The organism is Pseudomonas schmalbachii (genome assembly GCF_017589465.1).
Taxonomy (GTDB): domain Bacteria; phylum Pseudomonadota; class Gammaproteobacteria; order Pseudomonadales; family Pseudomonadaceae; genus Pseudomonas; species Pseudomonas schmalbachii.
Window position 1 is genome coordinate 107,712 of record NZ_JAELYA010000007.1, and the last position, 16,192, is coordinate 123,903.

Here is a 16,192-nt window from a genome sequence, read left to right on the forward strand (position 1 = left end):
TACGGCCAGTGCTTTTCGCTAGAATCGGCCAGCTCATGAAGGAGACTTTCCATGCTGCCACTGATCCTGGCCTCCAGCTCGCCCTACCGCCGCGAATTACTGCAACGCCTGCGCCTGCCATTCACCTGCGCCAGCCCGGACATCGATGAAAGTCCCCTCCCCGGCGAGAGCACCGAACAACTGGTACGCCGCCTCGCCGAAGCCAAGGCTCGCGCGCTGGCTGGCCGCTATCCCGAGCACCTGATCATCGGCTCCGACCAGGCAGCCGTCCAGGGCTCGACGATACTCGGCAAACCCCATCACCTCGAACGCGCCATGGAGCAATTACGGGCCGCCAGCGGCGCCAGCGTCAGCTTCCTCACCGGACTGGCCCTGCTCAACACCCGCACCGGACACTGCCAGGTGGATTGCATCCCCTTCACCGTGCACTTCCGCGAACTCGACGAAGCCCACATCCGCCGCTACCTGGAGACCGAACAACCATTCGACTGCGCTGGCAGCTTCAAGGCGGAAGGCCTGGGAGTCAGCCTGTTCCGCGCAACCGAGGGCGAGGACGGCACCAGTCTGATCGGCCTGCCACTGATCCGCCTGGTGGATATGTTGCTGGCGGAAGGCGTGCAGATCCCCTGAAACGAGAAAGCCCGGCATCGCCGGGCTCCCTCTGACAGGCATGCATCAGCGCAACACCGGCCCCTGCCACCCCATCCACAGAGCCAGGCGCTCTGCCACACTGGCGCCAAGCTTCTTGGCGAAACGATCGAACGGAGTTTCCTGGATGGTGTAGTCCACCACCTCCTTCTCCTTGATCACCTCGCGCGCCACGTAGCTGGTATTGCCCATGCCATCGATCAGGCCCAGCTGCAGAGCCTGCTCGCCGGACCAGATCAGCCCGGAGAACAGCTCAGGATGATCCTTGTCCTTCAGGCGATCGCCACGCCCCTTCTTCACGCTGTCGATGAACTGCTTGTGCGTGGTATCCAGCACTCCCTGCCAGAAGCGGGCTTCTTCCTCCTTGGGCGGCTGGAAGGGATCGAGGAACGCCTTGTGCTCGCCCGAAGTATAGACGCGGCGATCGACGCCAAGCTTCTCCATGGCACCGACGAAGCCGAAGCTGGCCGCCGTCACCCCGATGGAACCGACCAGGCTGGCCTTGTCCGCATAGATCTGATCCGCCGCACTGGCGATGTAATAGGCACCGGAAGCCCCCAGGTCGCTGATCACCGCGTAGACCTTGGTATCCGGATGCTCGCCGCGCAGACGCTTGATCTCGTCATATATATAGCCGGACTGCACCGGACTACCGCCCGGACTATTGATCCGCAGGACGATGCCCTTGGTGCCCTGATCCTCGAACGCGGTACGCAGGGCCCCCACGACATTGTCGGCACTCGCCGGCTCATCGTCGGCGATCATCCCCTTCACTTCGATCAGCGCCGTATGGCTACCGCTGCGCGAAGCGGACTTGGACACGCCACCCCACGGGCCGAGGAATGCCAACGCAATGAACAGATAAAGGAAGGTCAGCAGCTTGAAGAAAATCCCCCAGCGCCGCGACCGCCGCTGTTCCTGGACACTGGCCAGCAAGGTCTTCTCCAGCAGCTTCCAGCTCTTGTCGTCAGTCGCCTTGGGCGTGTCGCTCTTCCATTCGTCAGACATGCTCACTCACCTCGAATCCTGATCCCGCCGCGCATCCATTCAACCAGGCGCGCAACTCATTGAAATGCCCGACCTCCAGCGTCGGAGCGAATTCCCGCAACGCCTCCAGCGACTGGGCCCCATAGCCCACGGCCACCGAATCCATCCCGGCACGCCGGGCCATCTCCAGATCGAAGGGCGAATCGCCGACCATCAGGGCGCGCTCCGGCGCCACCCGGCAATGCCCGAGAATCTCATGCAGCATGCGCGGGTCCGGCTTGCTCGCCGACTCATCGGCCGCCCGCGTGATATCGAAAAAGTCGCTCCAGCCCTGCCCCGCCAGCACCCGATCCAGTCCGCGGCGACTCTTGCCGGTAGCCACGGCAAGGCGATAACCCGCCTCGCGGAACTCCAGCATAGCCTCGGCAACACCCGGGAAAAGACGCGACGGCTGCTGCTCCAGCAACAGGTAATGCTCGCTGTAGTCATACCGGAAGCGCGCCAGCGCATCACCTTCCTCGATCTCCGGATAGAGCGTCTGGATCGCTTCCGGCAACCCCAGGCCGATGATGCCCTTGATCGCTTCATCGCTGCGCACCGGCAGGCCCGAACCGACTGCCGCAATCTTCATCGACTCGACGATACGTCCGATGGAGTCGACCAGCGTGCCATCCCAATCGAAGATCAGCAGGGAATAGTCACGCATTCAGGCGCTCCAGCGCACGCTCCCACATCTCGTCCGCCGGCGCGTCGAGCTCCAGCACCGAGCCGTCCGGCATCGGCACGCGCAGGTGCGCGGAATGCAGGAACAGGCGCTTGCCACCGAGCTCGCGAATTTCGCGGGAGAAATCCTCATCGCCGTATTTCGTATCGCCAGCGATGGAATGCCCGGCATGCTTGGCATGCACGCGAATCTGGTGGGTACGCCCGGTAATCGGCCGCGCCTCGACCAGGGTGGCGAAATCGCCGAAACGACGAAGCACCTTGAACTCGGTCAGCGCGTCCTTGCCTTCCACGTTGACTTCGACCATGCGCTCACCGGAACGCAGGTTGTTCTTCATCAACGGCGCACGGATCTGCTTCTTGGCCGCCGGCCAACTGCCGCGCACCAGCGCGTGGTAGCGCTTGTCCACCGCATGCTCGTTGCGCAGAGCCTCATGCAGGTGGCGCAGCATGCTGCGCTTCTTGGCAATCATGAGCAGCCCGGAGGTATCCCGATCCAGGCGATGGACCAGCTCCAGGTCCTTGGCATCCGGACGCAGTTGACGGAAGGCTTCGATGATCCCGTAGCTGAGACCGCTGCCGCCGTGCACGGCGATGCCGGCCGGCTTGTTGACCACGATCAGCGCCTTGTCCTCGTAGACGATGGCGGCTTCCAGACGCTCGAGCAGGCCCTGGGCCAATGGCGCCGGCTCATCGCGCTCGGCCAGACGCAGCGGCGGAACGCGCACCACGTCACCGGCCTGCAGCTTGTACTCGGGCTTGATCCGCCCCTTGTTGACCCGTACTTCGCCCTTGCGCAGGATGCGATAGATCAGCGTCTTGGGCACGCCCTTGAGCTGAGTACGGAGGAAATTATCGATACGTTGGCCGGCATATTCCGGCGCGACCTCAAGCAGCTGAACGCCGGAAGTCTGGGAGGCGGGAGTCGTCATCCGCTCATAATAACAATTTTTCATTCAATTGAAGCACTTAATCATTGCTGCTATAGTCGGGGACGCCGGCAATAGCGGCCTGGCCTGCAGATGAGCGTGAATAAGCCATCTCCACCGCCTGCAAACACATTGAACGGACACGAGGCAGTCCTGCGAAGCGTTGCTACGGCGGATGAGCATTTCTCCCACCGTCGACGACTCGGAACCCAAGCCTTGAGCCATGACGCACGACTACTCCGGTAGTCGTGAAAAAAGCCACCCGCTCCCGGATTCTGCGAGCGGCACCCGATTCTTGAGGGAAGCGTGCAGGGTGGAGATGCACAACGGTCGGATCGCGTAGCCTTGAAGCTTTGGATCCAAGACGCACGTTATCGTCCGCGTCCGACAGTTGATTCCTCCTCCTGACTGAATGCTTGTTTCATCACAGCAAGCAGGAAACGTAGTCGCGGCACGGCACACCCAGCCGACGCCGCTGGACACGGGAATGGTCCGCCGTTCCTGAGTACGTACCTGAGCACCGACCGTGAGAGTCGTGTGTGCCGATTGCCGTTTCCGGCAGCCCCGGAAACCATTGGTACTACATGAAAAGAATGCTGATCAACGCGACTCAACCCGAAGAGTTGCGTGTAGCGCTGGTCGATGGCCAGCGCCTGTTCGACCTGGATATCGAGTCCGGCGCGCGCGAACAGAAGAAGGCCAACATCTACAAAGGTCGCATCACTCGCGTCGAACCCAGCCTGGAAGCTGCCTTCGTCGACTTCGGCGCCGAACGCCACGGTTTCCTCCCCCTCAAGGAAATCTCCCGCGAATACTTCAAGAAATCGCCCGAAGGGCGCATCAACATCCGCGATGTGCTGAGCGAAGGCCAGGAAGTCATCGTCCAGGTAGAGAAAGAGGAACGTGGCAACAAGGGCGCAGCCCTGACCACCTTCATCAGCCTCGCCGGCCGTTACCTGGTACTGATGCCGAACAACCCGCGCGCGGGCGGCATTTCCCGTCGTATCGAAGGCGAAGAACGCAACGAACTGCGCGAAGCCCTGAACGGCCTCAACGCACCGGCCGACATGGGCCTGATCGTGCGCACCGCCGGCCTCGGCCGCAGCTCCGAAGAATTGCAGTGGGACCTCGACTATCTGCTGCAACTCTGGGGCGCCATCAAGGAGGCTTCCGGTGAGCGCGGCGCGCCCTTCCTGATCTACCAGGAAAGCAACGTCATCATCCGCGCGATCCGCGACTACCTGCGCCAGGACATCGGCGAAGTGCTGATCGACAGCATCGATGCCCAGGAAGAAGCGCTGAACTTCATCCGCCAGGTCATGCCGCAGTACGCGAGCAAGGTGAAGCTGTACCAGGACAGCGTTCCGCTGTTCAACCGCTTCCAGATCGAGAGCCAGATCGAGACTGCCTTCCAGCGCGAAGTGAAGCTGCCATCCGGCGGTTCCATCGTCATCGACCCGACCGAAGCCCTGGTTTCCATCGACATCAACTCGGCGCGCGCCACCAAGGGCGGCGACATCGAGGAAACCGCCCTGCAGACCAACCTGGAAGCGGCCGAAGAGATCGCCCGTCAGTTGCGCCTGCGTGACATCGGCGGCCTGATCGTCATCGACTTCATCGACATGACCCCGGCGAAGAACCAGCGCGCCGTGGAAGACCGCGTGCGCGAAGCGCTGGAAGCCGACCGCGCGCGCGTGCAGGTTGGCCGCATTTCGCGCTTCGGCCTGCTGGAAATGTCCCGCCAGCGCCTGCGTCCGTCCCTCGGCGAGACCAGCGGCATCGTCTGCCCGCGCTGCAACGGCCAGGGCATCATCCGCGACGTGGAATCCCTGTCGCTGGCCATCCTGCGCCTGATCGAGGAAGAGGCCCTGAAGGACCGCACCGCGGAAGTCCGCGCGCGCGTGCCGTTCCAGGTCGCCGCCTTCCTGCTCAACGAGAAGCGCAACGCCATCACCAAGATCGAACTGCGTACCCGCGCGCGCATCTTCATCCTGCCGGACGACCACCTGGAAACTCCGCACTTCGAAGTACAGCGCCTGCGTGACGACAGCCCGGAACTCCTCGCCGGCCAATCCAGCTATGAAATGGCTGCGATCGAGCACGAGGAAGTCCAGCCGGTCAGCGCTACCCGTACGCTGGTGCGCCAGGAAGCCGCAGTCAAGACCGTTTCCCCCGAGCGTCCTGCCCCGGCCCAGGCCGAGCAGCAAGCGCCGGTGGAGCCGCCGAAGCCGATGCCCGAGCCGAGTCTGTTCCAGGGCCTGGTGAAGTCGCTGGTCAGCCTGTTCGCCGGCAAGGAAGAGCCCAAGCCCGCCGTTGTCGCGGAAAAACCGGCAGCCGAGCGCAGCAGCAGCCAGGAAGACCGCCGCAGCGGTCGCCAGCAGAACCGTCGCCGCGATGGTCGCGAAGGCAGTCGTCGTGATGAAGAGCGCAAACCTCGCGAGGAGCGTGGCGAGCGTCGTCGGGAAGAGCGCGGTGAGCGCCCGGCTCGCGAAGAACGCCAGCCGCGTGAAGAACGTCAGCCGCGCGCAGAGCGTGCCGAGCGTCCTGCTCGCGAAGAGCGTCAGCCGCGTGAAGAGCGCGCCGAGCGTCCCGCCCGCGAAGAACGTCAGCCGCGTGAAGAGCGCGCTGAACGCCCGGCCCGCGAAGAACGTCAGCCACGCGAAGAGCGCGCCGAGCGTCCGGCTCGCGAGGAGCGTCAGCCGCTTGAAGAGCGCGCCGAACGTCCTGCTCGTGAAGAGCGCCAGCCGCGTGAAGAACGTGGCGAACGCCGCGAGCGTGGTGAGCGCCCGCCGCGTGAGGAGCGTCAGCCACGCGAAGAGCGCCAGGCCCGCGAAGCGGCCAGCCTGGAAGCCGAGGAGCTGCCGAACGAGGAACTGCTGGAGCAGGACGATCAGGAAGGCGCCGATGGCGAACGTCCGCGTCGCCGCTCCCGTGGCCAGCGTCGTCGCAGCAACCGTCGCGAGCGTCAGCGTGAAGTCAACGGCGAAGAAGTGGTGGAAGGCGCCGAGCCGACCAGCGAAACCACTGACGCCAGCGCCCTGGTTGCCGGCACTGCAGCCGCAGCGGTAGTCGCGGAAGCGATCGCTCCGGCCAGCGCAGATGAACAGCAGCCGGTGGTGGAAGCCCAGGCTGAGGAAATCGCACAGCCGGCGGTGGCCGTAGCCGAGGAAATTCAATCGGTCGAGTCGGTTATCGAGGCTGTTCAGGAGTCCAGCACTCCTGAAGTCACCGAGGTGGCCGAAACTGTCCGCGAAGAAGCTCCGGCAGCTGTCGCAACCGAGGAAACGGCCGCTCCTGCTGCTGTCGAAGTCAACGCCGAACCGGCTCCGGTCGTACAGGAAGAGCCAACTCCGGCAGCCGCTGAATCCCGTCCGGCAAACGCCACCGGTCGCGCACTCAACGATCCGCGCGAGAAGCGCCGTCTGCAGCGCGAAGCCGAGCGTCTGGCCCGGGAAGCCGCTGCCGCTGCGGCGGTCGCCGAAGCAGCTCCTGCCGTCGAGCCGGAAGTCGTAGCTGAAGAAGCCAGCGTGGAGGAAGCCGCCATCGAAGCAGCTCCCGCGGTCGAAGCCGCCGTCGAGGCGCCCCAGGCTGAGCAGCCCGCTGAAGAAGCCAGCGAGCCTCAGGCCGAAGCGCAGACTGAAGCCGAGAAAAAGGACGAAGAGCGCAACGAAGAAGCCGTGGAAAAACACCACGGCTGATCGCTCCAGCAATGAAAAAGGGGATGCCTAGGCATCCCCTTTTTTTATTTCCATTGCACGGCTACTTGCAGGAGCACCTATCTTGCCGCTGATGGTGCTTTTTTGTAGGAGCGAGCTCTGCTCGCGAAGCTTTTGAGTTGCCGGCGTTCGCGGACATGGTCCGCTCCTACGGTTAGCTCGTGCAGAACGTAGGGTGGAAAACGGCGAAGCGGATGGCCGCCCCGCCTTTCCACCATCAAGCGCGACGTGACGGGGCGGTGGACAAGCTTCGCGTTGTCCACCCTACAAAAAGCACCATCAGCGGCAAGACAGTTACTCCTACAAAACCGACTCAGTACAGGTTCGGCTCCATCTCCAGCTCGACACCGAAGCGCTCCTGGATATCCAGGCGAATCCGCTCAGCCAGGGCGAACAACTGCGAGCCGCTGGCGCCGCCATAGTTCACCAGCACCAGAGCCTGCTGGGCATGCACCCCCGCCGCGCCTTCGCGATAGCCTTTCCAGCCCGCCCTGTCGATAAGCCAGCCAGCCGCCAGCTTGACCTGGCCATCCGCCTGTGGATAAGCCACCAGATCGGGATACTGTCGGCGCAGGCGCTCGGCGACAGCGGCGGAAACCAGCGGGTTCTTGAAGAAGCTGCCGGCATTACCCAGCACAGCGGGGTCGGGAAGCTTCTCGCTGCGGATGGCGCAGATTACCCGGGCGACATCGGCGGGCGTCGGGCTGGAGATGCCCTCCTCCACCAGGCGCTGGCGTACCGGACCGTAGTCCAGATGCAGATGCGCCTTGCGCGCCAGGGCGAAACGTACGCGCAGGATCAGCCAGCGTCCCGGCTCGCGCTTGAAGCGGCTGTCGCGATAAGCGAAGGCACACTCCGCCAGGGAAAACTCGCGCAGCTCGCCGTTCTGCCGATCCAGCGCGACCAGACCGGCGAACACATCCTTCAACTCGACGCCATAGGCGCCGATATTCTGCATTGGCGCTGCACCGACGGTACCCGGGATCAGGCTCAGGTTTTCCAGCCCGGCCAGCCCTTCGGCCAGACTCCAGCGGACGAAGGAGTCCCAGACCTCTCCGGCCTCGGCCTCGACCACCACGCGCTCGCCGTCGTCCGACAGGATGCGCACGCCACGGCTGGCCATGCGCAGTACCAGCGCATCGACGTCGCGAGTCAGCAGCAGGTTGCTGCCGCCGCCGATCACCATCAACGGCAGACCGCGGTCGGCCGCCAGCATCAATCCCTGCCGCACCTCATGGTCGTCATGGGCCTCGGCGAACAGGCGGGCGCGGACATCCACGCCAAAGGTGTTGAAGGGTTTCAGCGACAGGTTTTCGTGCAGGACCAGGCTCACAGGCGCCCCTTCAGTTCGACGAGCAGGGCGTCGCTGGCCTGCTCGATCAGGTCCAGCACCTGTTCGAAGCCGCCTTCGCCGCCGTAATAGGGATCGGGCACCTCGTCCAAGGCCGCGCCATAACGGCGCAGGAACAAGTCCAGCTCGGCCGTCCCGGCGCTGCCACGCAAACGTCGCAGGTCGGCCAGGTTGGCGTGGTCCATTGCCAGGACCAGGTCGAAGCGGGAGAAGTCCAGCACATCGACCTGCCGGGCACGCAGGCTCGACAGGTCATAGCCGCGGCGCATGGCAGCGACGCGGGTACGCGGATCGGGCGCCTTGCCCACATGCCAGTCGCCTGTGCCGGCGGAATCGATCTCGATGAGGTCTTCCAGACCGGCCTGGCGAACCTTGTGGCGGAACACGCCCTCGGCGGTCGGCGAACGGCAGATATTGCCGAGACAGACGAACAGGACGCGCATCAGGCCCCCAGAATGCGCCGCACGCGCTCCAGGTCTTCCGGCGTGTCCACCCCGGCCTGCGGGGCTTCCAGGGCATCGGCCACGTGGATGCGCACACCATGCCAGAGCGCGCGCAGCTGCTCGAGGCATTCGGTGTCCTCCAGCCAGCACGGACCCCAGGCCACGAAATCGCGCAGGAAGCGCGCGCGGTAGGCGTAGATGCCGATGTGCCGGCGATAAGGCACGCCGGCCGGCAGTTGCTCGCGATTGGCGGCGAAGGCATCGCGCGCCCACGGCAGCGTGGCCCGGCTGAAGGTCAGCGCCAGGCCGTTGCAGTCGCTGACCACCTTGACGATGTTGGGATTGAACAGCGCGGCCACGTCGTGGATCGGCTCGGCCAGGGTGGCGATGCCGGCTTCCGGATGCGCTGCGAGGTTGCCGGCCACCTGATCGATGATCGACGGCGGAATCAGCGGCTCGTCGCCCTGCACGTTGACCACGATGGCGTCGTCGGCCAGGCCGAGCGCATCAGCTACTTCCGCCAGGCGATCGGTGCCGGAGTTGTGATCGGCGCGGGTCAGCAGCGCCTGGGCGCCGAAGCCCTGGCAGGCATCCAGGATACGGGCATCATCGGTGGCCACCACTACCTGGGCGGCACCGCTCTTACGAGCCTGTTCCCAGACGTGCTGAATCATCGGCTTGCCGGCAATGTCCTGCAGCGGCTTGCCAGGCAGGCGGGTGGATGCGTAGCGGGCGGGAATGACGACGGTGAAAGCGGTGCTCATCGGTTCTCTCGGCTCGCTCGCCATTACTTGTCCAGACGTTCGTCGACGTTCAGGGTGCGAGCCTCGCCCTCGAGCATCACCGGGATTCCGTCGCGCACCGGATAGGCCAGGCCATCGGTCTTGCAGATCAGTTCGGACTTGTCGTCGGTCAGTTTCAGCGGCCCCTTGCACAGCGGGCAGGCGAGAATATCGAGGAGTTTCGGGTCCATCTTGGAATCCTTGCAGAAAGCAGGGGCAGCATTGCTGCCTGTCAGCGCGCGGTCAGGCGCTCGAGCTGTGCGTCGAACCAGGCGACGAAGGCCGGGGATGGCTGCGCGTCGACGGCGAGATACCACCAGTCGGGAGCGGCGAAGGCCCGGCATTTCACCGCGTCCTTCTCGGTCATCAGCAGGGGAAGCGGCGGGCTGAACTGCAGCTGGCCGGCGCTATAGGCCGCGTGATCGGGGAAGACATGCGGAATCGGCCGCCAGTGTAGCGCCTCGAGCGTTGCGAAGAAACGTTGCGGGTTGCCGATGCCGGCCAGGGCGTGCACTGCTTGACCGGGGACGAAGTGCTCGACCGGGCGGACCTGCCCGGTAGCCAGGTTGACCAGCGAGGACGGCCGCAACACGAAGGAAAATGCGCCCTCGGGGTCGGAGGTGGCGCCGTTGTGCAGAACCGCATCCACTTCCGCCAGGCGTCCGGCCGGCTCGCGCAGCGGCCCCGCCGGCAGGCAGCGGCCATTGCCCAGGCCGCGGGCGGCGTCGACCAGCACCAGTTCCAGGTCCCGCGCCAGGCGATAGTGCTGCAGGCCGTCGTCGCAAAGGATCAGGTCCAGCGGTTCTTCCGCCAGCAGCGCCTGCACGGCGCGCGGGCGATCCGGATCGATCATCAGAGGAACACCGCAGCGCTGGACGATCATCAGCGGCTCATCGCCCGCCTCTGCCGCCTGCTGCTCGGCACGCACCCGCCATGGATAGTGCGGCGGTTTCGCACCGTAACCGCGGCTGACCACACCGACCTTCAGCCCACGCGCCCGGCAGTGCTCGATCAGCCAGAGAATCATCGGCGTCTTGCCGGTGCCGCCAACCGTGATATTGCCGACCACGATGACCGGAACCGGCGCCTGCCAGGACCCGGCCTGCCCCGCCAGATACGCAGCACGCTTGCGCTGCGCCACCGAACGATAGAGCCACTCCAGGGGGCGCAGCAGAGTCAGGGCAGGATGACCCTTGTACCAGGCGTCCAGCAGACGCTCGGAGAACGCCATCAGGGCTTGTCCGCCTGGGCCTCGATAGTGGTGATGCGCAGATGCGAGAAACCGAGCTTGCCAGCCGCATCCATGGCGGTGACCACCGACTGGTGGGTGGTCTTGCCGTCGGCAGTGATCACCACCGGCAGACTGTTGTCGCCCTCGGATTCCTTCTGCATCGCTGCCATCAGGGTCGCCAGATCATTGCGCGCGAGGGCCTGGCCATTCAGCGAATAGTGGCCCTGGGTATCGATAGCCAGCTCCAGCTGCTTGATCTCGGTAGCTTCCGGCGGCGTGCCGCTGACCGCTTCCGGCAGCTCGACCTTCAGTTGCGAAGGCTTGGTGAAGGAGGTGCTGACCACGAAGAACAGCAACAGCACGAAGATCACGTCGATCAGCGACGTGAGGTTGAGGAACACATCCTCGCGGGCGGCGCTACCCGCTCTGCGGCGGAACTTCACGCTTTGCCTTCCTCGGCGAAGTCGACTTCGCGATCACCCTGCACCACCTCGACCAGCTTGATCGCTTCCTTCTCCATGGCGACCACCAGCTCGTCGATGCGACGCAGCAGGTAGCGATGGAAGAATACCGCCGGGATCGCCACGATCAGGCCGGCCGCCGTGGTGACCAGCGCCTTGGAGATACCGCCGGCAAGCATCGGCGCATTGGCCATGCCGTCCTGCATGAATGCACTGAAGATATCGATCATGCCGAAGACCGTACCGAGCAAGCCCAGCAGCGGGGACATCGCGGCGATGGTCCCGAGGGCATTCAGGTAGCGTTCCAGTTCATGGATGACCCGCGAAGCCGCCTCCTCGATGCATTCCTTCATGATGTCGCGGCCATGCTTGGAGTTCGCCAGCCCGGCGGCCAGCACCTCGCCCAGCGGAGAGGAATGCTTCAGCTCCTTGAGGGCCTGGCTGTTCATCTTCTTGGCCTGGATCTGCTTCCAGACCTGTCCCAGCAATTGCGGCGGCGCCACCCGGCTACGACGCAGCGTCCAGAGACGCTCGGCGATGATGGCGGTGGCGGCGATAGAGCTGAGAATGATCGGCAGCATCATCCAGCCGCCGGCTTTGACCAGTTCCCACACAGTGGCGAGTTCCCCATGAAAAAAGTGCGCGTCACTCTAGCACAGCGCCAGCCTCGAACCGACCGCCACCGTTCTCATTTTTCCCGCCAGAAGCGCGCATTCTCTCGCTCTCCCCGCAGCGGCCGACGGGTGCCGAGGAGGATCTTCAGGGCGCCCTCCTCGGCCGTGTCGTGCGCGGCGATACCCAGGCTGCCGAGGCGTTGCAGAACCTGTGGATGCGGATGGCCGTAGGGATTGTTGCGACCACGCGAGATCAGCACCGCCTCCGGCGCCAGCGACCGCAGGAAGAGCGCGCCGGAGGAGCTGCGGCTGCCATGGTGTCCGGCGAGCAACCAGTCCACATGTGCCTGCGGATGCTCCGTCAGCCAGGCCTGCTCGCCGTCGAGCGGCAGGTCGCCGGTCAGCAACAGCACTTCACCACCGGCCTCGATTCGCAGCACACATGAGCGCGCGTTGCTTTCCCGCGCCCCCGCCCAGGCCCAACTGGAGAAGCGTACACCATCGAACTCCCAGTCCTGCTTCCGGCACGCTTGCGCGACAAGCTGGCGAGGCAGACGCTGCGGCTCGCCGCTGATCACCTTATCGACCGGGACGGCAGCGAATACCGCCAGCGCCCCGCCGGCATGATCGCTGTCGGCGTGGCTGAGCATCATCATGTCCAGGCGCCCGATGCCCAGGCCGTGCAGCATCGGCACCACGACACGCTCGCCGAGGTCGAAATCGCCGCTGCGCGGGCCAGCGTCGTACAGCCAGGCATGCCCGTGGGTCCGTACCAGCACCGACAACCCCTGCCCCACATCGAGAACCCGGACCTCCGCCTGACCATAATCCGGTGCCAGAGAATGCGGCCACAGTGCCGGCAGCCACAGCGCCATCCCCAGCAAACGCAAGGGCACACCGGCGGGCAGCAACAGCAGCAGAGCGCCAAGCATGGCCAGCGACACTGCCCAGACTGGCGCAGACATCGGCTGCCAGGCCGACGCCAGAGCGGCGATGGCAGCCAGCAGGCGGAACAACAATTCCAGCAGCCCGCCCGCGCACCAGACCAGTCCCTCACCGACGAGCGGCATCCCCAACAGCAGACTGCCCAGCAGTGCCAAAGGGACCACGGCCAGCTCCACCCAGGGCACTGCGATCAAGTTGGCCAGCGCCCCACTAAGGCTCACTGGCAGGCCCAGTGCCAGCAGCATCGGCGTCAGTCCGAGCGCCATCAGCCACTGCGCCCGCGACCAGGTGCGCCACCAGGCCCATCTGCCCAGCCGGCCGGCAAAACCGAAGATCAGCAGCTCCACGGCACCGAACGACAACCAGAAGCCCGGCGTCAGGCTGGCCAGCGGATCGAACAGCAGCACCAGGCACAAGGCACCCAGCAGCGGCAGCCACAGCCCCAGATGGCGGAAGCGCAGGCGCCAGAGCAGCATCAGGGAAATCATCACGCAGGCGCGCCGCGCGGGAATCTCGAAACCGGCCATCAGCGCGTAACTCCATGCCCCCAGCAGCGCGAGCGCACAGGCACATGGCAGCCAGGGAATCCGCTGCGGCCAGGCTCCCATCCGTGCGAGTCCGGCTACCAGCGCATAGAGCAAGCCGGCCAGCAGGGAGATATGCGAGCCGGAAATCACCATCAGGTGCAGGGTTCCGGTGTCCTGCAGGATTTGCCAGTCCTGCTTCGTCAGCCCGGACGCATCGCCCAGCACCAGGGCAGCCAGTGCGGCGGAGCGGCCATTGGCATCCACCGCCAGCAGCCGCTGTCGCCATGCCTCACGCCAGGCGGCCGTTCCACTGGCCGGCTGCAGCCGCTTGCCGTCCTTGACGCTGCCGGTCGCACCGATGCGTCGAGCGGTCAGCCAGGCCTCGTAGTCGAAGCCGAATTCGTTGACCAGCCCGTGGGCCCGCTTCAGCTTCACCGCCAGGCGCCAGCGCTCGCCGCCCTGCACCTGCGGCCCGCCATACCACGACAGGCGCAGGTGACGCGGCAACGGCGCACGGGCTCCGCCGATATCCTCCAGGTCGAAGCGCACGCCATCGGCCGAAATGTCGGGCAGACTACTGACCCGCCCCTCCAGCCAGAGGGTGCCGCCATCGAGATCCTTCGACAGGCGGTCGTCGAGAACCCACTGCGCCGACAGGCACGCCCAGACGAAACCAATAAGGAAAATACCCAGCCAGGGTACCCGGCTGAACAGCAGCGCGATGGCTCCAAGGGCAAGCAACAGCAATACCCAAAGCGGCGGCAGAGCGGGCAGGAAGCGCAACGAGAGCAATCCGGCCGCCAGCGCGATCATCCCTGAACGCATCGTCCGGCTCCCTCCCGGAGCCTCCGGCGTCCGTCGCTGCCAGTCGTCAGGGACAGTTACACCGGGTCATAAATGCTGGCCAATCAGTGCCGCTAGCTAGGCATAATAGGGCGCTTCTGTCTGCCAGAGATTTCCCCATGCCGCGCCGACTTTTCAAGCGCTACATGCCCGACCCGGATCTGATCAGAAACCACAAGGGTCTGCGTTTCCTCGGACCGCTGGTCCACTCGCCGAACCTCTGGCACCTCAATCGCCGCTCGGTTTCGCGCGCCATGGGCATGGGGCTGTTCGCCGCCTTCATCCCGCTGCCGATGCAGATGCTGCTGGCCGCCAGCCTGGCGATCTGGGTGCGGGCCAACCTGCCGATCTCGGTGGGACTGGTCTGGCTGACCAACCCGATCACCATGCCGCCGGTGTTCTACTGCACCTACAAGATGGGCGCCTGGGTGATGCAGGTGCCGCCGCGCACGCTGCCCGAGCACCTCAACTGGGAATGGATCAGTGCCGAACTGACGACACTGTGGCAGCCGTTCCTGCTCGGTTCGATCATCTGCGGCCTGCTGGTCGGCGCCCTCGCCTATGCGCTGACCCTTAGCTACTGGCGCTGGTGGATCGGCCGCAACTGGCGGCGTCGGCAGGCGCTGCGCAATAAGTAGGTTGGGCTGAGCCTGCGAAACCCAACGGTGTTGCCGAGTGTTGGGCTTCGCTGCGCTCAGCGCCAACCTACGAAGAAGCCGCCTTTCGGCGGCTTCTTTCATTCGTAGCGCAGGGCTTCGGCCGGCTGGGTGGAGGCGGCGCGCCAGGCGGGATAGAACGTGGCGAGGAAGCTCATCAGCAAGGCCGCGGCACAGATCAGCACGACGTCCAGAACCTGCACGTCGGTGGGCAGGTAGTTGATGAAGTAGACATCCGAACTGAATATCTGGGTGCCTGCCAGCTTTTCCAGCGCGCCGACGATGGTGGTCACGTTGAACGCCGCCAGCACGCCGAGCACGCCGCCGATGATGGTGCCGATCACCCCGATCACCGAGCCCTGGACCATGAAGATCGTCATGATCTGCCGGGGCGTCGCGCCGAGGGTGCGGAGGATGGCGATATCGGTGCGCTTGTCGGCCACCACCATGATCAGCGTGGCGATGATGTTGAACGCCGCCACCGCGACGATCAGCAGCAGCAACAGACCGATCATGGTCTTTTCCATCTTCATCGCGCTGAACAGGCTGCCCTGGGTGTGGGTCCAGTCCACCGAGCGATAACCAGTCCCGAAGTCGGCAGCGATATGCGCACCGATCTGCGGCGCCTGGAACAGGTCCTTCAGCGCGATGCGCACGCTCTGTACCTGGCCGGGCTGCCAGCGCAGCATGTGCGCGGCGTCCTCGACATGGACCAGCGCCAGTGTGCCATCCAGCTCGGCGCCTACCTTGAACACGCCGACCACATTCAGCCGCTGCATACGCGGAGTGATGCCGCCCGGCGCCGAACTGGCCTCCGGAACGATCAGCAGCAGACTGTCGCCGACGCTGACGCGGAAGCGCCGCGCGGTGATCTCACCGATCACCACGCCGGACTCCCCGGCCTTCAGCGCATCCAGGCTGCCCTGCACGATGTGCTGGCCGATGATCGAGACCTGCTGCTCCAGTTGCGGATCGATGCCGTTGACCTCGATCGGCTGCATCATGCCTTTATAGGAAAGCATCCCGTCCAGCTGGGTGAAGGGCACCGCGCCGATCACCTGCGGCTGCTTCATGGCCGCCTGCGCCAGCGGATGCCAGTCGTCCAGCGGCCCCTTGACCTGCTGCAGCACCGAGTGCGGCACCATGCCGAGGATGCGTGAGCGCATTTCCTTCTGGAAGCCGTTCATCACCGAGAGCACCACGATCATGGCCAGCACACCGAGGGCCAGGCCGATCATCGAGGTCAGCGAGATGAACGAGATGTAGTGGTTGCGCCGCTTGGCCCGGGTGTAGCGGGTGCCGATGAATATCGAGAGAGGTCTGAACATAAAAGGTC

15 protein-coding genes are annotated in these 16,192 nt (G+C 64.9%); 3 read left to right on the forward strand and 12 right to left on the reverse strand.

Annotated elements, in window-relative coordinates:
- The first annotated feature begins 51 nt into the window (after window positions 1-51).
- The gene (locus tag JFY56_RS17970; protein ID WP_208315301.1) at window positions 52-630 is read left to right on the forward strand and encodes a Maf family protein; all 579 of its coding nucleotides are present in this window, start codon (window positions 52-54) and stop codon (window positions 628-630) included.
- A 45-nt stretch (window positions 631-675) separates the two neighbouring features.
- Here JFY56_RS17970 and sppA read toward each other — a convergent pair whose 3' ends face one another.
- Genes sppA through rluC form a run of 3 tightly spaced genes read right to left on the reverse strand, consistent with a single transcriptional unit; the run spans window position 676 to window position 3,290 of the window.
- Complete coding sequence (sppA, locus tag JFY56_RS17975; protein WP_208315302.1) at window positions 676-1,656, reverse strand: signal peptide peptidase SppA; 981 nt, start codon at window positions 1,654-1,656, stop codon at window positions 676-678.
- Complete coding sequence (locus JFY56_RS17980) at window positions 1,649-2,341, reverse strand: HAD-IA family hydrolase (protein WP_208315303.1); 693 nt, start codon at window positions 2,339-2,341, stop codon at window positions 1,649-1,651. Before JFY56_RS17980 ends, sppA begins: the two co-directional genes overlap by 8 nt.
- The gene (gene rluC, locus JFY56_RS17985) at window positions 2,334-3,290 is read right to left on the reverse strand and encodes a 23S rRNA pseudouridine(955/2504/2580) synthase RluC (protein WP_208315304.1); all 957 of its coding nucleotides are present in this window, start codon (window positions 3,288-3,290) and stop codon (window positions 2,334-2,336) included. Before rluC ends, JFY56_RS17980 begins: the two co-directional genes overlap by 8 nt.
- 581 nt (window positions 3,291-3,871) lie before the next feature.
- Between rluC and rne the strand changes: the two genes are divergently transcribed.
- Window positions 3,872-6,985: a ribonuclease E gene (rne, locus tag JFY56_RS17990; RefSeq protein WP_208315305.1), complete on the forward strand. Its 3,114-nt coding sequence runs from the start codon at window positions 3,872-3,874 to the stop codon at window positions 6,983-6,985.
- 331 nt (window positions 6,986-7,316) lie between these two features.
- Here rne and murB read toward each other — a convergent pair whose 3' ends face one another.
- The 8 genes from murB to JFY56_RS18030 all read right to left on the reverse strand — a co-directional run bounded on the left by murB (window position 7,317) and on the right by JFY56_RS18030 (window position 14,170).
- Window positions 7,317-8,336: a UDP-N-acetylmuramate dehydrogenase gene (murB, locus tag JFY56_RS17995; RefSeq protein ID WP_208315306.1), complete on the reverse strand. Its 1,020-nt coding sequence runs from the start codon at window positions 8,334-8,336 to the stop codon at window positions 7,317-7,319.
- Window positions 8,333-8,797 carry a low molecular weight protein-tyrosine-phosphatase gene (locus JFY56_RS18000; RefSeq protein WP_208315307.1) on the reverse strand — a complete coding sequence of 155 codons (465 nt, stop codon included), beginning with the start codon at window positions 8,795-8,797 and terminating at the stop codon, window positions 8,333-8,335. Before JFY56_RS18000 ends, murB begins: the two co-directional genes overlap by 4 nt.
- A complete protein-coding gene (gene kdsB / locus JFY56_RS18005) occupies window positions 8,797-9,561 on the reverse strand; it encodes a 3-deoxy-manno-octulosonate cytidylyltransferase (RefSeq protein WP_208315308.1) in 765 nt (254 codons plus the stop codon). Before kdsB ends, JFY56_RS18000 begins: the two co-directional genes overlap by 1 nt.
- A 23-nt stretch (window positions 9,562-9,584) precedes the next feature.
- Window positions 9,585-9,770: a Trm112 family protein gene (locus JFY56_RS18010; protein WP_081519465.1), complete on the reverse strand. Its 186-nt coding sequence runs from the start codon at window positions 9,768-9,770 to the stop codon at window positions 9,585-9,587.
- Between the two features lie 41 nt (window positions 9,771-9,811).
- Complete coding sequence (lpxK, locus tag JFY56_RS18015; protein WP_208315309.1) at window positions 9,812-10,810, reverse strand: tetraacyldisaccharide 4'-kinase; 999 nt, start codon at window positions 10,808-10,810, stop codon at window positions 9,812-9,814.
- On the reverse strand, window positions 10,810-11,253 hold the full coding sequence (locus JFY56_RS18020) for an ExbD/TolR family protein (protein WP_208315310.1): 444 nt from the start codon (window positions 11,251-11,253) through the stop codon (window positions 10,810-10,812). The genes lpxK and JFY56_RS18020 overlap by 1 nt, the downstream gene beginning before the upstream one ends.
- Window positions 11,250-11,885, reverse strand: a complete 636-nt coding sequence (locus JFY56_RS18025) for a MotA/TolQ/ExbB proton channel family protein (RefSeq protein ID WP_208315311.1) — start codon at window positions 11,883-11,885, stop codon at window positions 11,250-11,252. The genes JFY56_RS18020 and JFY56_RS18025 overlap by 4 nt, the downstream gene beginning before the upstream one ends.
- Window positions 11,886-11,959: 74 nt before the next feature.
- Window positions 11,960-14,170 carry a DNA internalization-related competence protein ComEC/Rec2 gene (locus JFY56_RS18030; RefSeq protein ID WP_208315312.1) on the reverse strand — a complete coding sequence of 737 codons (2,211 nt, stop codon included), beginning with the start codon at window positions 14,168-14,170 and terminating at the stop codon, window positions 11,960-11,962.
- A gap of 149 nt (window positions 14,171-14,319) precedes the next feature.
- Between JFY56_RS18030 and JFY56_RS18035 the strand changes: the two genes are divergently transcribed.
- Entirely contained in the window at window positions 14,320-14,838 is a 519-nt protein-coding gene (locus tag JFY56_RS18035; RefSeq protein ID WP_208315313.1) for a DUF2062 domain-containing protein, read from the forward strand.
- Window positions 14,839-14,936: 98 nt separating this feature from the next.
- On the opposite strand, the gene JFY56_RS18040 is transcribed toward JFY56_RS18035, so the two are convergent.
- Window positions 14,937-16,184, reverse strand: coding sequence for a lipoprotein-releasing ABC transporter permease subunit (locus JFY56_RS18040; protein WP_208315314.1), 1,248 nt, complete (start codon window positions 16,182-16,184; stop codon window positions 14,937-14,939).
- Window positions 16,185-16,192 lie beyond the last annotated feature (8 nt).

What these genes read in the sequence shown, in the direction of transcription:
- JFY56_RS17970 (WP_208315301.1), top strand. Translation starts at nt 52, where the DNA reads ATGCTGCCACTGATCCTGGCCTCCAGCTCGCCCTACCGCCGCGAATTA.
- sppA (WP_208315302.1), bottom strand. Translation starts at nt 1,656, where the DNA reads ATGTCTGACGAATGGAAGAGCGACACGCCCAAGGCGACTGACGACAAG.
- JFY56_RS17980 (WP_208315303.1), bottom strand. Translation starts at nt 2,341, where the DNA reads ATGCGTGACTATTCCCTGCTGATCTTCGATTGGGATGGCACGCTGGTC.
- rluC (WP_208315304.1), bottom strand. Translation starts at nt 3,290, where the DNA reads ATGACGACTCCCGCCTCCCAGACTTCCGGCGTTCAGCTGCTTGAGGTC.
- rne (WP_208315305.1), top strand. Translation starts at nt 3,872, where the DNA reads ATGAAAAGAATGCTGATCAACGCGACTCAACCCGAAGAGTTGCGTGTA.
- JFY56_RS18000 (WP_208315307.1), bottom strand. Translation starts at nt 8,797, where the DNA reads ATGCGCGTCCTGTTCGTCTGTCTCGGCAATATCTGCCGTTCGCCGACC.
- kdsB (WP_208315308.1), bottom strand. Translation starts at nt 9,561, where the DNA reads ATGAGCACCGCTTTCACCGTCGTCATTCCCGCCCGCTACGCATCCACC.
- JFY56_RS18010 (WP_081519465.1), bottom strand. Translation starts at nt 9,770, where the DNA reads ATGGACCCGAAACTCCTCGATATTCTCGCCTGCCCGCTGTGCAAGGGG.
- lpxK (WP_208315309.1), bottom strand. Translation starts at nt 10,810, where the DNA reads ATGGCGTTCTCCGAGCGTCTGCTGGACGCCTGGTACAAGGGTCATCCT.
- JFY56_RS18030 (WP_208315312.1), bottom strand. Translation starts at nt 14,170, where the DNA reads ATGATCGCGCTGGCGGCCGGATTGCTCTCGTTGCGCTTCCTGCCCGCT.
- JFY56_RS18035 (WP_208315313.1), top strand. Translation starts at nt 14,320, where the DNA reads ATGCCGCGCCGACTTTTCAAGCGCTACATGCCCGACCCGGATCTGATC.
- JFY56_RS18040 (WP_208315314.1), bottom strand. Translation starts at nt 16,184, where the DNA reads ATGTTCAGACCTCTCTCGATATTCATCGGCACCCGCTACACCCGGGCC.